Origin of the sequence: Marinobacter sp. C2H3 (genome assembly GCF_037080155.1) — a bacterium.
GTDB lineage: Bacteria > Pseudomonadota > Gammaproteobacteria > Pseudomonadales > Oleiphilaceae > Marinobacter.
This window is the reverse complement of sequence record NZ_JBBBNZ010000001.1, coordinates 766,122-780,762: the sequence shown is the minus strand read 5'-3', so window position 1 is coordinate 780,762 and position 14,641 is coordinate 766,122. Positions and strand designations below refer to the sequence as shown.

General features: G+C 61.9%; 11 protein-coding genes. 5 read left to right on the top strand and 6 right to left on the bottom strand.

Annotated features, from left to right (window positions below):
* Positions 1 to 9: 9 nt before the first annotated feature.
* Complete coding sequence (locus V3388_RS03430; RefSeq protein WP_336366117.1) at positions 10 to 708, bottom strand: crotonase/enoyl-CoA hydratase family protein; 699 nt, start codon at positions 706 to 708, stop codon at positions 10 to 12.
* A 206-nt stretch (positions 709 to 914) separates the two neighbouring features.
* Between V3388_RS03430 and V3388_RS03425 the strand changes: the two genes are divergently transcribed.
* Complete coding sequence (locus V3388_RS03425; protein WP_336366116.1) at positions 915 to 1,862, top strand: GGDEF domain-containing protein; 948 nt, start codon at positions 915 to 917, stop codon at positions 1,860 to 1,862.
* An 8-nt stretch (positions 1,863 to 1,870) separates the two neighbouring features.
* On the opposite strand, the gene V3388_RS03420 is transcribed toward V3388_RS03425, so the two are convergent.
* The 3 genes from V3388_RS03420 to V3388_RS03410 form a co-directional block, all read right to left on the bottom strand.
* Positions 1,871 to 4,429: an EAL domain-containing protein gene (locus V3388_RS03420; protein ID WP_336366115.1), complete on the bottom strand. Its 2,559-nt coding sequence runs from the start codon at positions 4,427 to 4,429 to the stop codon at positions 1,871 to 1,873.
* A gap of 130 nt (positions 4,430 to 4,559) precedes the next feature.
* Entirely contained in the window at positions 4,560 to 5,432 is an 873-nt protein-coding gene (locus V3388_RS03415; RefSeq protein ID WP_336366114.1) for a DMT family transporter, read from the bottom strand.
* Between the two features lie 121 nt (positions 5,433 to 5,553).
* Positions 5,554 to 6,330 carry a helix-turn-helix domain-containing protein gene (locus V3388_RS03410; RefSeq protein WP_336366113.1) on the bottom strand — a complete coding sequence of 259 codons (777 nt, stop codon included), beginning with the start codon at positions 6,328 to 6,330 and terminating at the stop codon, positions 5,554 to 5,556.
* 156 nt (positions 6,331 to 6,486) lie between these two features.
* Between V3388_RS03410 and V3388_RS03405 the strand changes: the two genes are divergently transcribed.
* Both V3388_RS03405 and V3388_RS03400 read left to right on the top strand, forming a co-directional pair.
* Positions 6,487 to 6,756 carry a YiaA/YiaB family inner membrane protein gene (locus tag V3388_RS03405; protein ID WP_336366112.1) on the top strand — a complete coding sequence of 90 codons (270 nt, stop codon included), beginning with the start codon at positions 6,487 to 6,489 and terminating at the stop codon, positions 6,754 to 6,756.
* Between the two features lie 3 nt (positions 6,757 to 6,759).
* A complete protein-coding gene (locus tag V3388_RS03400) occupies positions 6,760 to 7,464 on the top strand; it encodes a PspA/IM30 family protein (RefSeq protein WP_336366111.1) in 705 nt (234 codons plus the stop codon).
* Here V3388_RS03400 and V3388_RS03395 read toward each other — a convergent pair.
* On the bottom strand, positions 7,461 to 8,393 hold the full coding sequence (locus V3388_RS03395) for a carbohydrate kinase family protein (protein ID WP_336366110.1): 933 nt from the start codon (positions 8,391 to 8,393) through the stop codon (positions 7,461 to 7,463). The two genes, V3388_RS03400 and V3388_RS03395, sit on opposite strands and share 4 nt — an antisense overlap.
* 181 nt (positions 8,394 to 8,574) lie before the next feature.
* Between V3388_RS03395 and V3388_RS03390 the strand changes: the two genes are divergently transcribed.
* Positions 8,575 to 9,465 carry a DUF72 domain-containing protein gene (locus tag V3388_RS03390; protein ID WP_336366109.1) on the top strand — a complete coding sequence of 297 codons (891 nt, stop codon included), beginning with the start codon at positions 8,575 to 8,577 and terminating at the stop codon, positions 9,463 to 9,465.
* A gap of 24 nt (positions 9,466 to 9,489) precedes the next feature.
* Here the strand turns inward: V3388_RS03390 and V3388_RS03385 are convergent, their stop codons facing one another.
* Positions 9,490 to 10,224 carry an SDR family oxidoreductase gene (locus V3388_RS03385; RefSeq protein ID WP_336366108.1) on the bottom strand — a complete coding sequence of 245 codons (735 nt, stop codon included), beginning with the start codon at positions 10,222 to 10,224 and terminating at the stop codon, positions 9,490 to 9,492.
* Between the two features lie 295 nt (positions 10,225 to 10,519).
* Here V3388_RS03385 and V3388_RS03380 point away from each other — a divergent pair, with 295 nt between their 5' ends.
* Complete coding sequence (locus V3388_RS03380; protein ID WP_336366107.1) at positions 10,520 to 14,371, top strand: hypothetical protein; 3,852 nt, start codon at positions 10,520 to 10,522, stop codon at positions 14,369 to 14,371.
* The last annotated feature ends 270 nt before the right edge of the window (positions 14,372 to 14,641 follow it).

Here is a 14,641-nt window from a genome sequence, read left to right as displayed (position 1 = left end):
GCAAGTGGCTTACGCGTTCAGGCCCAGGTGGCGGGCGTCGTCCTCGATGCAGCGGTCCAGCAGCTCGAGGTAGCCGGCGTTCGCCTTTACCTTGGTCTGGGCAAAGGCCCGCAGGTTCAGCTTGCGGAACCCCTGGGCCAGCTCGTTGGCCCGGGCCATGAGCTGCTCCGGGGCCACCGCCTCGTCCAGGAAGCCGGCGGCGATGGCGCCTTCCGGGCTGAAGATTTCCGCGTTCACGACCGAGCGCTGGAAATGCACCGGCGTCAGCCGGCGGCGGGCGATTTCAATGCCGGCGTGGTGCATGGTCATGCCGATGGCGGTCTCGTTCAGGCCCAGCTTGAAGCTGCCTTCCACGCCCACCCGGTAGTCCGAGGACAGCAGGATGAACGCGCCCTTGGCGATGGCGTGGCCGCTGCAGGCGGCAATCACCGGCATCGGGAAGGCCGCCAGCCGGCGGGCAAAGGTGGAGCCCACCTTGACCAGTGCGGCGGCATCCTGGGGGCTTTTCTGCATCTGCTTGAGGTCGTAACCGGCGGAAAAAATGCCCGGCTGGCCGGTGAGAATCACCACCGCCTTGTCCGCCTCGGCCCGGTCAAACGCCGCATTCAGGCCTTCGAACACCTCGTGGCCCAGGGCATTGGCCTTGCCGTTGTTGATGGTCACCGTGGCCACCTTGTCCGTCAGTTCGTAGCTTACGAGCTCTGTCACCTGCCATTCCTCTGTTGCGTTCACTCCAGCCATCGCCGGCTCAAGTGAGTGTTTGTTAACTGTTGACGGTTCGATTGTCGGCGACCTCGCGGCGAGTTTCAATCCCGCACCACGCGCCCGCCACACCTGCCGCTTAAAGCGATAGTTCAAATCCTGAAAATGGTTTATCGTCAGAAGTCGCTGTAACACACGGAGTCTCAGCCATCGTGAATATCGCTTCTGATGTCCTGGCACCCCAGGACCGACTGCCCCCGGATCCCTCGGTCTACCAGACCCTGCTGGAGTCTACCCGGGCCATTCCCTGGCGCATCGATTGGGCGACCCTGCGCTTTACCTATATCGGCCCGCAAATTGAAACGTTACTGGGCTGGTCTCAGGACTCCTGGCTGACGGTCGACGACTGGGCCACCCGCATGCATCCGGAGGATCGGGACTGGGTGGTGAACTTCTGCGTGTCCCAGTCACAGTCCGGCGTTGACCACGAAGCGGACTACCGCGCCCTGCACAAGGACGGCCATTACGTCTGGCTACGGGACGTAGTGCACGTGGTGCGGGATGCCGCCGGACAGGTCGAGGCCCTGATCGGGTTCATGTTCGACATCAGCGAGCGCAAGAAAACCGAGCAGGAACTGGCGGCGCTGCACAAGAAACTGGAAGAGTACTCGTTCCAGGACGGCCTCACCGGCGTCGCCAACCGGCGCATGTTTGACTCGGTGATGGCGGAAACCTGGGATCACGCCCAGCGCCACCAGCAGCCGTTGTCCGTCATCCTCATCGATATCGACCACTTCAAGGACTACAACGACCTGCATGGCCATTTGAAAGGCGACGAGTGCCTGCGGGCCATCGCCTCACTGATCAAGACGTCCGCCCGCCGGACGCGGGACTTTGTCGGTCGCTTTGGCGGCGAGGAGTTTGTCATGGTGCTGCCGGAATCGGACGGCGAGGCGGCCCTCAGGGTGGCCCAACGCTGCCAGGCCATGGTCGCCGAAGCCGCCATTCCCCACGGCCACGGCCAGAACGTGACCGTCAGCCTGGGAGTGGGCACGGTGGTGCCAACCCGCCAGGACGACGCAAACGCGTTCCTCGACCGGATTGACAGGCATCTCTACGAGGCCAAACGCCAGGGCCGGGACCGCATCGTCGCCGGCTGAGGCCGGCGTCAGCTCCGGGCGGCCAGCCAGTCCCGCAGTTCCGCCAGGGGCAGCGGCCGGCAGAACCAGAAGCCCTGTATCGTGTCGCACTCCAGCGCCACGAGCTGCTTTGCGGTCTCCCCGGTCTCGACGCCCTCGGCCACCACCGTGTAGCCGAGGTCGTGGGCCATATTGATGGCCGTTCGCACAATCACCCGCACATCGTCCCGGTGCTCGATGCCCTCGATCAGCCCGCTGTCCAGCTTCAGCTCGGAGGCGGGCAACTGTTTCAGATAGGACAGCGACGAATAGCCGCTGCCGAAATCGTCGATGGAAACCCGCAGGCCAAGGGCCGACAGGGCCGCCAGCGCCGACAGGCTCTTTTCCGGGTGGTCCATGGCCGCCGTCTCGGTCAGCTCCAGCACCAGGCGAGCCGGAGCAATCCCATGGTGCGCAAGCTGCCCCTGAAGCCAGGGCGCCAGGTCGTCCGCCAGCAGGTCCCGGGCGGACAGATTGACCGCCAGCGTCAGCGCCGGCCAGTCCCGGGACAGGGCCGCCAGATCGCCCAGCCCGCGGGCCAGCGCCCACCGCGTCACCTGGGTAATGACCCCGGTGTCTTCCGCCAGGGGGATAAATTCCACCGGCGGGACGTCGCCCCGCTGGGGATGGTGCCATCGGATCAGCGCCTCAATGCCGGTGACCCGGCCCGTTCGGGCGCATTGCTTCGGCTGGTAGTGCAGCGCCACCTGATCGGTTTGCAGCGCCCCCCGCAAATCCGCCAGCAGGGTCAGGCGGCTCTCGCTGTAGATGTCGAAGGCCTCGGAATACAGGCCCGTTTCAAAGGGCCCGTGGGGCGTGATCTCCATGCCGACGTGGGCATTCCGGATCAGTTGGGCGGCCGTATCGCCGTGTTCCGGGTAAGCGGCCGCGCCAAATTTCGGATGCAACTCGATGGCGAGCTGGTCCAGCCAGACCGGTTCAGCGAGCGCCCGCAGCACCCGATTCAGGCTCTCGAAGCCGTCGTTCACCCGATTGGCGTCCACGAGCAGGCCAAAGCTGTCCCGCGACAGCTGATAGACCTGCTGCTGCCGACCGTCGTCGCCCGCGCGACGGTGCAGGTACGGCAATGATTCCGCTAGCTGCAGCATGTTACGGGCCAGGGTCTGCAACAGCCGGTCACTGCGGCTGAGCCCAAGCGTCCGGTTCACCTCATCCAGGCGGGTCATCCGGGCCACGCCCACCATGTAACGGCCGGACGGGTTCTGTTTGAGCTGCTCGTTCACCATGGTTTCAAAGAGGTTGCGGTTGGGCAGCCCGGTCACCAGATCGTGGGTCATTGCCCGGGTCAGGCGGTTCTGGGCCTCGTTGCGGGCCCGGGCCTGCGCCAGGCTCTCCGCCTGGGCCCGGATTTTCTCCTCCCGCTCCCGGTAGAGCCGGTCCGCCAGCGCCAGGGTCAGGATGAACGCCTCCATGCCGGAGCCGATCTGCATGGCGTTCTCGGTAAAAAAGTTCTCCGGGAAAAAGCCCAGGGCCCGGCCGGCGGTGGCCAGCACCCCCACGGTCAGTGGCGTCCACGCCACGGTAAAAAACGCGCCGGCCCGCACGCCGGCCGCCCAGGTAATAGGGCCAGCCACGAACAGCAGGGAGAAAAACACCAACGCGGACAGGGACGACAGAAGAATGGCCCCGTTGTAGCTCAGCGTCAGCGAGGCCACGAAGTTGACGACTTCAAAGGCGATCATGGCGCGGATGGCCACATCCAGCCGGGGGCTGTGCGCGGGAATGCGCAGCAGCGACCGACAGAACAGCACCGAGAACAGGGCCAGAATGGGCATCGACATCAGCAGCGCCCGGGCGTGGATTTCCGGGTGCGCCGGGTACAGCAGCTGAAAGCTGTAGCCTTTGATGGAGGCGAAGAACAGCAGGTACCCGGAGATCGCGAGGCTGTAATACAGGTACAACCGTTCCCGCAGAATCAGGAACACCGCCAGGTTGAGCAGGATGATGACGCTCAGGGCGCCGTAGTAGAAAAAGTGCAGCTTCTGTTCGGAGGCCGCCGCAGTGTAGAAATCCGGTTCGTGCCAGAGCCGGAACGGCAGGATCATGGAGCCGGCGGTTTGTACCCGGATGTACAGCGTGCGGCTTTGCCCGGGCGGGAGGGTCAGCCGGTAGAGCATGTTCGGATGGTCAACCCGGCGCGGGTAGAACGGTAGGGTGTCGCCGGTGCGGAAGGTGTCCAGCAGCGTATCATCGGCGAAGGCATAGAAGGTCACCCGGTCGAGCTGGGAATACGCCAGCTCGGCGATCAGGTCCTGGCGCTGTGTCGTGGTGTTCACCAGGGCCACCCGGAGCCAGTAGGCAGACGGCGTAATACCGTAAGTCTCACTCCCGCCCGGCACCGGCACCCACCGGTCGTCCGGCAACTGGCGCACGTCCGACAGCGAGGCATTGGCCTCGCGGTCTTCCCAGGATTCGAAGTGCGGGGGAATGGGCTTGCTGTCGCCGATCAGAATCGGGCCCAGGACCATGGCCGAAGCGCTGCCCGGAACGGCACACCCACCGGCGATGGCCAGCAGGATCAAGTACAACAGGCGGATTCTTATTGTTCGACGCACCGACGACTGACCTCTCACGGAATGAACGCCGTCTTTTTCAAAACCATGCCTGAAGCCGGCGCGCTTGCCTACCGTCTTTGTGTAAAAAATGTGAACAGAAACGTCAAACAACCCGAGCCGGCCGGCGGAACAGCACGTAGTTACCAAGGATGGCCATGGCGGCCCCCGCAACGGCGGGCGCAGTCCACTCGAAACCCTCCAGCCAGGTGGAAACGCTCAGCGCCACCACCGGGAACAGCACCGTGGCGTAGCCGGCCCGGTCGGCCCCCAGGGTCTGTATCACGGTGATGTAGCAATAGAACGCGATGATCGACCCGGGCACCGCCAGGAACACGGTCGCGCCCCAGAAACTGGCCGAGGAAGGCCACACCCAGTTGACGCCCTGGAACAGGCACCAGGCCCCCAGGATCAGCGCGCCGTACACCATCGCCCAGGCGTTGGCCAGCAGCAGCGGAACCCCGGCCTGGCGCACCCGCACACTCACCAGGTTGCCCATGGAGAACCAGAAGGTGCCCCCCAGGGCAAACAGGATGCTGGCGCCGGTGGCGTTGCCCAGCTCCAGATCGTGCCAGAACAGCAGGGCAACGCCGGATACCCCGAGCGCCACCGCCGGGTACAGCCGGGGCGTGGGCCGGGCCCGCAGCCAGAGCCAGCCGTTGAAGGCGTTGAACAGCGCCGCCAGGGAGAACACCACCGCCAGCAGGCCGGAGGTCATGGATTCGGCGGCCCGGTAGATCAGCAGGAAATTCACGCTGTACAGGGTCAGCCCCTGCAGCACCAGCCAGCCGTGCTGGCGCAGGCTCAGGCGCTGCAGCCGGCGGGTCAGCACCAGCACCACCAGGGCGACGCCGGCGGCCATCACGAACCGGTAGAACACGGAAAGATCCACCGGGGCCGCCTCCACCTGAAGGCGGATGGCCGTCCAGGTCAGCCCCCAGATCAGAACCGTCAGTCCGTAGTGCACCGCAATAGGCATGGCGCCTCCTGTTGTTTGAGTGATGGTGTTGCAGACTAGCCCAGGTCGGCCCGCCCCGGGCCCGACCCTTGCGCCCGACGGATGATCCAGATCAACGGGCCCGGGTGAAAACCGTCGGCGATCAGCGGGAAACCACCGGCCGGCCACCGGGAAACACCTTGTTCGACTCCGGCCGGCGCAGCGCCTCAAACGCGTCGATCTCCCAGGGCCGCATCGCCAGCAACAGGCTGACGCCGTAGCGCTGGTCCAGCGGCAGGGCCTGGTCCTCGTCGTGGCAGTGCCGGAAATCCAGGGCCAGCCGGCGCAGCTTCTGCTGGAGCGTGTCGTTCGACCGGGGCGAGAGCATGCCGCTGACAAACAGCCGCAGTTCCCCCGGCCCATTGAACCGGCAGCGCAGGAAATCCTGCTGCACCTCGCTCTCGAAAAAGCGCTGGATCGGGCCGTTGGCCTGCCAGGTGAAATCGTGGGTGACCAGCACCTTGATGCGGTTACCGGGCAGCAACTCCAGAATGCCCATCCGATCCAGCCGCGCCAGGCACTGGATCAGCTCCGGTTCCGCGAGGGTGTAATGGGCCAGGATATCGGCGTAGCGCCAGCGGTTCAGGGCGCACACCGCCACCAGCAGCAGCCGGATGTCCGAGACCAGCTCCTGCTCCTGGCTGAGGGTGAGCTTCTCAATCCGCGCCTCAGGCGCCAGATTGCGCACCAGATCGCTGATGTCCATGCCCATGAGGGCGCAGACCTGGTCCAGGCGCTTGAGGGAAAACTGCCGCTCCGAGAACAGCCGTTTCACGCTCGCTTCGGACAATCCCAGGGCCTCGGCCACATCCTGGTAGGTGAGCCCGTGGGCCCGCAGCTGGCGTTTGAGTTCAGTCACGATGGCGGCGGTCTGGGCCACGGCTAGGCCTCCCTGCACGGTCGATGTCGAGCAAACGTAGCAGTATTCGATACGTTTCGCTACAGCAATCAATACCTTTGCGGAAACGCTCCCACCCTACGCCCCAAACCCGCAGTCTGGAGCCGTCCACATCACCACAACCACAAGGAATCACACATGGACAGCGAACTGACAAGCCATTCCGGATCCTGGGTGTTCTTCGTCAAGGTCTCCTTTGCCATCGCCCTGCTGGCGGCCGCCGCCGGCGTGTTGCTGGCGCCGGTGGACCTGGTGCTCAAGGGGTACATGGGCATCAGCGCCCTGTTCCTGGTGACCACCACCATCACCCTGTCCAAAACCCTGCGGGACGAACACGAACAGCAGCGGATTGTGAATCGCATTTCCGAGGCCCGCACCCACCAACTGCTGAAAGAATACGGGGAGTAAACCATGAACGTCTGGCGCAAACTGGGCACGCTGATGCGGGCCTCGGCACAGGAGCCGGCGGCCCGGCTGGTGGACGCCAACGGGGTCCGTATTTTTGAACAGGAACTGCGGGACGCGGAGCAGGCCATTGGCCGGTCGCGGCGGGAACTGGCGGCGCTGATGGCCGAAAAGGCCCGCCTGGCGCGGGACAACGACGCCCTGGCTGAAGGCCTGCAGCGGCGGGAGCAGCAGGCTCGCGAGGCACTGGACCGACAGGCGGAGGACCTGGCCCTGGAACTGGCCGGACGCATCGCGGAGGACGAAGCGCTGCTCGCCCGCCAGCGCCAGCAGCACGACGCCCTGCACCGGCAGGAAATCCGGCTGCGCCGCGAACTGCGGGACTCGGCCCGGGCGCTGCAGCGGTTTCACGGCGAACTGCGCCTGGCCCGGGCCAACCAGAGCGCCGAGCGCGCCGCCGGGCTGCTCCGGGGCCAGGCCCGCGGGCTGCGCAGCCACCTGAGCGCGCTGGACGAATCGGTGGCGACACTGCAACGCCAGCACGCCCACGCGGGCGATCTGGAAGACGCCCTGCACGCGCTCGATCAGGAGCCCGGCGACCACAACCTGGACGACCGGCTGGAAGCCGCCGGCATCGACACCGGGCAGCTCAACGCCCGGAAGGTGCTGGACCGGCTAAAGGCGTCCCAGGCCGCCGCAAGCTCAAACTAACCCGCGCCGCCGGCGGCACCCTCGCTCAACACGCCGTCGGCCAGCCCGGGCGCCGCCAGCCCCGTGCTGGTGACGCACCGGGCGCCGCAGTAGGCGGCCATCCGCAAACAGGCCGCAAGCGACGCGCCCCGGCGAACCCCGTGCACAAACCCGCTGAAAAACGCGTCGCCGGCGCCGTTGGTGTCCACCACCTCCGCCACCGGCAACGCCGGCTGTTCCAGCCACTGCCCGTCGGCGGTCAGCGCCGTTGCCCCGTTCCGGCCGTGGGTGCACACCACCAGCGCCTTGCCCTGAGCGATCAGCGCTTCCATGGTCTGCCGGTAGTCGCGCAGGTTATCGCTGGAGAGAAAGATCACGTCCGCCGCCTCGATAAACGGCTGGTGGTACGGGTTGGCGCCATCGTAATCGTGCAGATCGGTCCACACCGGCACCCCCGCCTCCACCAGCCAGGGAAGCGCCGGTTTCACATAGGCCAGGATGTTGGCGACCACCAGCGAGGCGGTCGAAAGCGCGGTCTGTACCGGCGCCCAGTCGATGGCGTCCGGATCGGCCGGCGGCTGCACAAACAGGGAAATCCGCTCCCCCGCCGGCGTCATCAGGTTCACGTGCTGCTCGGTGGCCTCCGCCGTGACCTCCGTGAGCAGCGTGACGTTCGGATGGGCCAGCTCAGCGCGAACGGCCTCGCCCTCCGGATCGCCCCCCAGCAGGGTGTGGAACACCACCCTGTGGCCCAGCTCCGCCAGGTTCAGGGCCTTGCCGGCACCGGTGCTGCCAAGGGTCCGGTAACTGCGCCGGGGCCAGAGGGTCTGCGGCACCGGCTCGGGCAGCGTGTCCAGGTGAACGATGGTGTCCAGGGACGCGCCACCCAGCACCAGCACGGGGCCATCGTTGACGGGCGCGGCACGAAGTGCGGATTCAGGCAGAGGCATGGGCGGGCTCCGGTGTGTGGAAGCAGGAAAACTCGGATCGAAGGGCCAGTGTAGCCGCCCTCCCCGTCGCGCACCTCCGCCGGGGGCGATGCCGTGATGGCTGAGGCGGGGGAAGGAGGCGGCATCAGCAACCGGGCCACCGCGGCAAGACAACCGATCGCGCATTCTCTAGAATTCCGCCATGACCTCGACAGCCCCCGACGCGCCCTCCACCACCTCCGCCGCCCGCGCCCGCGGCTACGTGCTCGGCTGCCCCCAGTGGCAGGACCCGAAGTGGGCGCCCCTGCTGCCACCGGGTGGCTCGCCCTTGGCCCGCTACAGCCAGGTGTTCAACGGCGTTGAGGGCAACACCACCTTCTACGCCACCCCCAGCGCGGCCCAGTGCGCCCAGTGGCGCGCCCAGGTGCCAGACAATTTCCGGTTCCTGTTCAAGTTTCCCCGCCGGGTCACCCACGACCGGCTGCTGGCGGGGGACGATGGCGAAGCGGCGGCGTTTGTCGCGCTGCTGGAACCGCTGCGGGACGTGCTCGGCCCCTTCCTGGTCCAGTTGCCGGCCGCCTTCGGCCCGGAGCATCTGGACCGGCTCTGGCGCTTCGCCGATGCGCTTCCGGAACCGCTGACCTGCGCGGTAGAAGTGCGGCACCCGGCGTTTTTCCAGAAAGGCGAAGCCGAACGGGCGCTCAACCGGGGCCTGCGGGACCGAAACCTGGCCCGGGTCTGCCTGGACTCCCGGGCCCTGTTTTCCGCCACTCCGGATTCCGACAGCACCCGAGACGCCCAGCGCAAGAAGCCCCGGGTGCCCGTGCACCTGCTGCCCGGCGACGCACCGCCGGTGGTGCGCTACATCGGCCACCCGGACCTTGAGGAAAACCGGCGCTTCCTGGCGCCCTGGGTGGCGCGGGTTGCCGAGTGGATTGAGGCGGGCCAGCGCCCCTACGTGTTCATGCACATGCCGGACAACGGCGATGCGGTATCGCTGGCGGCACTCTGGACGGAGCAGCTGAACGCCCGCCTGCCCGCCGAGCCGCCCCTGGCTCTGAACGAAAAACAGCCCCAGATGGGGCTGTTCTGACGTCGTCCGGATACCAACGCCGATTCAGGGCGTGGTCTGCCGGGTGGGCATGATCAGCATTTCCTGAACGTTCACATTGCGGGGCTGGGCAAAGGCGTACACCAGCGCCCGGCCGATGTCCTCCGCCTCCAGCGCCTCAAGGTCATCCCGCCGCGCCTTCATCTTCTCTTCCGGCACGTTGTAGCCCCACTGGGTGTAGACCGCGCCCGGCTCGATCAGCGACACCCGGATGCCCTCCGGCCCCAGTTCCTTGCGCAGGGCATCGTGGAAGCCCACCACCGCAAACTTGGTGGCGTTGTAAACGGACCAGCCCGCCAGCCCGTAACGGCCGCCCACGCTGGACACACTGCTGATCATCGCGCCCTCACGGCCCCGCATCAGCGGAATGGCCAACTGGGTGCAGTGCAGAACGCCGTACAGATTGGCGTCGATGGTCTGCTTCCATTCGTCCTGGGTGCTTTTCTCAAACGGGTTGCTGTAGCCCACGCCCGCGTTGTTGAACAGCAGATCCAGACCACCGAACCGGGCCTTCACGGACTCAAAAAGATCCTGCACCGCAATGCGATCGCCCACATCCGTCGCGTGCACCGTCGCCCGGTCGCCCAGCTCCTCGGCCAGCGCCGCCAGCTTATCGGCACTGCGGGCCACCAGCACCACATGCACGCCTTCAGCCGCCAGTTGCCGGGCCGCCGCCCGGCCAATGCCGCTGGACGCACCGGTAATCACAGCTACTTTGTCCTTAAGGGGGGTCAGTTCCATGGTCGTTCTCCTCTGTCGCGGAGTGATAGGAAGCTTGCTACCTTAGCATAGGTGGTTGGGGTGGTGTTGGTGCGGGGTTTAGGTTGTTCGGTTGAGTTCTGATGGCATAGTCCCTAGACATTGCGGCCGCTCTTGAACAAAAGCGGACATTCAAGTCGACCAACACGCGTTCACGAACGTGTTTGAAAGCAAAACCTGTCCAAATAAGCACTCCAACGGGCACACTTCATCAGATTAGGTGAATTTGATAGTTATCTCTGGGAGAAACCGCTGGAAAGTCTGCTGAGGGGAGTGCGTGGCAATTTTCGATATAGACAAAGATGATCTACTTCGACTGACCGATACTGAGCTCGAAGAGTTAGTTGCTCGCCTCGCCGAAGCCGAAGTGTCAGCGCAAGGCCATAGCCCCGCATGGGTAGGCTGGTCAGGTTCAATCAATGCACCTGACGAAGGAATTGATATCCACGTTCAGGTCCCGGTCAGTGCCCTAAACACAGGTTTTCTTGAAAAGGCCGACACGATCCTGCAAGCCAAGAAGCATTCGATGCCAAAGGCCGAGATCATGAAGGAAATGGTCGACGACGGTGTATTGTCGCCGACGATCTCCGAGCAAGCTACGAAGGGCGGAAGCTACATTATCGTCAGTTTGGGTGATGATTGCTCCCCTCCCATGCTGAAAGATCGCCTAAAAGCTATGCGGGATGCCGTTAAGGATGATCCCTACAGTGGCAATATTCACCTGAACTTTTACGATCGATCAAAGCTGCTTCAATGGTTGCGACAGCATCCCTCTATCATGCTGTGGGCAAAAGGAAAGCTCGGCCAGGGTTACTCCGGTTGGCAGCCCTATGGCGCTTGGAGCAATCCACCACATGATGTCGTTGACAACCTGATTTGTGCTCCCGGTGTGACGGTCACATTACCGTCAGAACAGGGCCAGAAGTTAAGTATTGAAGACGCAATCGATCCGATGCGAGACCTGATTCGATCTACCAAGAAGGCCATTCGTATCACGGGCTTATCCGGGGTCGGGAAGACGAGGATTGTGCAGGCACTCTTCGATGAGAGTGTTGGTTCAGACGCTCTGGATAGAACTATTGCCGTCTATGTCGATACGGGTGCTGATCCGAATCCTTCGGCGGCAGCTGTTCTGGACAGGCTACTTACTGAGGGCCGACGTGCCATCATCATTCTCGATAATTGCCCATCAGAATTGCACTCTTCGCTGGCCAGCAAAGTATCGGCCGCAACTGGCAATGTAAGCCTCATTACCGTTGAGTACGACATCAGGGAGGACAAGCCACAAACAACAGAGGTAATCCACATTGAGGCAGTCGGACCGGAGGTGGCAGAGCAACTTCTGATCCGGCGCTTTCCCGATATCGGTCAGATCAACGCCCACCGGATAGCGCAGTTTGCTGACGGAAATGCGAGGGTATCCCTGGCAATCGCAGAGAGAGTCGAGAAAGGTGAGGGATTAGCTCAGCTTTCTGACACGCAGTTGTTTCACCGTTTGTTTGAGCAGCGTAATCATCCAGACGACAATCTTCGGGAACAGGCTGAAATACTGTCACTGGTATATTCGTTCTCGGTCTCAACCCTTGCGGACGGTTACGACGAGTTAGAGGTACTGGGTTCCATCTCAGGGCATTCCAAGCTTCAATTGTTTCGATCGGTCAAAATTCTGTTGGACCGCCATGTTGTGCAGAAGAGGGGGCACTGGCGAGCCATTCTGCCCCATGCCATTGCAAACAAGCTGGCTGCATCGGCGCTTGAGAGTATCCCGGTTGATCATCTTAGGGCGACCTTTGAAGTCTCTGGCCGTCAACGCTTACTCATGTCTTTTGCACACAGACTGGGACTTTTGCACGATCATCCTCGAGCGCGAGAAATCGTTGAGGCTTGGCTCCAGCCAGATGGGCTGCTGGGGAGGATATTAAAGCTAGAAGGTATAGCAGCACGAATGCTGGACTATATCGGCCCGGTTGTGCCTGAAGTACTACTCGATAGGATTGAAACAGAGCTTAACGCACCTGACTTCGTGGGTATGAAACCGGGCGGTCTTCAGCGGACAACCATTATCAGGCTTTTGCAGCTGCTGGCATACGAAGCGAGCACGTTCGATCGTTGCGCCCGGCTCCTTATCCGAGTGGCGGACTATGAAGATGAGAACAACAATTATGACGCGGTTCGGGACAAGATCACGCAGCTATTCCAAGCGTACCTGTCTGGTACACATTCCTCTCTGGATCAGCGCATAGCGGTAATGAACGAATGCCTTTCGTCGGACGAGGTTGGACGCAGGTCGCTGGGCTTCCGAATGCTTTCGACTGCCTTGAGTGGGCCACCTTGGACGGGATACGGAACGAACGAGTTTGGTGCACGCCCGAGAGACTTTGGTTTCCAACCGAACCACGATGAACTTGTGCAGTGGCGCAGTGCCTTTATCGAAATTGCGGTACAACTGGGAACCTCTGATGATTCTGATCTAGAAGGCCCCGCAAGGGAGACCTTAGCCAATGTTTTTCGAGGAATATGGCGCGACAAAGCGATGAGAGACAAACTCGTCGACGCCGCTAAAAAGCTAAATTCCCATCAGCCCTGGATCACGGGTTGGAAAGCTGTCCGATCGATGATCTATTTTGACCACACCAAGCGCAAAGGCAAGGATGATTTCGAGCCGCTACCAGATAGACTCGCCGAATTGGAGAGAGAGCTAGAACCCGATCAATTGGTCCCGACAATAATGGCATATGTACTCGGCAAGGGGCACGACTATTGGGCACTGGACGCGGACTTTGATCATCAGGACAAAAACAAGTTTCGCGAATCTGAGAAGCGACTTGAAGCAAAGGCACTCCAGTTAGGTGAAGACTTCGCAGCATCAGACCATGAGCTCGAGGAGTTAGGTCCCAATTTGTTCTCCTCCGATGGGATGCCCTATCGTTTCACATTCGGGATGGGTTTAGCGAAGGGGTGTCATGACCTGCGAGCTATTTGGCAACAACTCATCAATCAGCTGGAGCGGCAGACAGAAGGCGGCAAGGACTTTGCGGTTTTTGCCGGTTTCATCGAACAAGTTCACTCGGTTGAACCAGCATTAGCGCAAGAGTTGCTTGACCAATGCGCACGGCATTGCCAGCTTCGAAATGTATTGGTCGGATTGCATCCCCGGCGGAAGTTCACAGAAACAGATCTGGCTCGCTGTATGGCGCTTCTCGATGATCCTGTTATACACCCGCGGATGTATGGACCAATCCTTTGGCGGGAAGAGTATGCTCACTTGCCGGAAAGCCGTGTTCTTGATCTTGCTCAGCAACTCCTGTGTCAACCGAACGGCGATGATGTAGTTTTGGAGGCCTTGAGTATGAAGGTGCCAGACCAAGAAGAAGCGGCTGACACGCTCGGACCGTCCCTTAGAAAGATCGGGCTGAGAGCGGCGATTCAGAGGCTCAAAGGCGATCACCGTGACGCTGGCGGATCCATTGATTGCAACATGGAGCGCGTCGTCAGATCTGCGTTGTGTTTTGACGGTAATGACACCGAAAAATTGGCGTGGTTGGACTCTATCGTTGCGGTTATTGATGAGCACCATGGCTTTGTTCATGCATTCGAAAGTGCCATCGCAACGACAGTGGAATTGATGCCAGAGACGTTTCTAAGTCAAATTTTTAAGGGCACTGCACCTGAACAAAGTCGAAGACTGTTCTTTCTTCAAGATGAAGGCATTCGTCAGTCTCCTCTATCCAAAATAAATGCTGATGCTCTGATTGGATGGTGCAAAACGAGAGACGATCACAATGTTTGGGCATCAATTGCGGCTGGTATCGTTCTTTGGTCAGCAAATGATGATCAAAGCGGCGTCGCTACCATTTCGGAGACAGCTATTCGGCTGCTTGAGGCCTCCCCTGAACCAGAGGCGATTCTTAAGGCGTTCGCCGAGCGCGTCACCCCATCATCTTGGTCCGGCAGCCGAGCGGATGTAATGCAACCTCGAGCGGATGCCATTAGCAGGTTGGTAGAACACGAGCGACCAGAAATCTCCCAGGCTGCCAAATCACTTGCTACAGATCTGAATAAGTTGATCGAATCCCAGAGAGAGCGTGAACAGCGGGAGGATGACGAACGAGAACAACGGTTTGAGTGACTGTAAGAAAACGTCGACTTCCTTCGAACATACGCGGTAACGGGGTAGACCCCTCCCAAGGCGCAAGCACTTCCAGTGAATAGGAAGCGGAGTTAACGGGGCGCGCGGCCATAGAAAAGGTCCGCCTTTGGTCGATTTAAATGTTCGCTTTGCGACTAGGCAGCGCTCCTCAAATACCTTAAACAAAAGCGGAAATTTGAGTCTGGGCTTTCCTCAAGTGCCTCCATGCTGATCACAGTCATTTCATACATTACGATTGGCGGAGCAAAT

Excerpts from the sequence above, each read along its gene's own strand:
- V3388_RS03415 (WP_336366114.1), bottom strand. The coding sequence starts at position 5,432 with ATGCCTATTGCGGTGCACTACGGACTGACGGTTCTGATCTGGGGGCTG.
- V3388_RS03385 (WP_336366108.1), bottom strand. The coding sequence starts at position 10,224 with ATGGAACTGACCCCCCTTAAGGACAAAGTAGCTGTGATTACCGGTGCG.
- V3388_RS03395 (WP_336366110.1), bottom strand. The coding sequence starts at position 8,393 with ATGCCTCTGCCTGAATCCGCACTTCGTGCCGCGCCCGTCAACGATGGC.
- V3388_RS03405 (WP_336366112.1), top strand. The coding sequence starts at position 6,487 with ATGGACAGCGAACTGACAAGCCATTCCGGATCCTGGGTGTTCTTCGTC.
- V3388_RS03390 (WP_336366109.1), top strand. The coding sequence starts at position 8,575 with ATGACCTCGACAGCCCCCGACGCGCCCTCCACCACCTCCGCCGCCCGC.
- V3388_RS03400 (WP_336366111.1), top strand. The coding sequence starts at position 6,760 with ATGAACGTCTGGCGCAAACTGGGCACGCTGATGCGGGCCTCGGCACAG.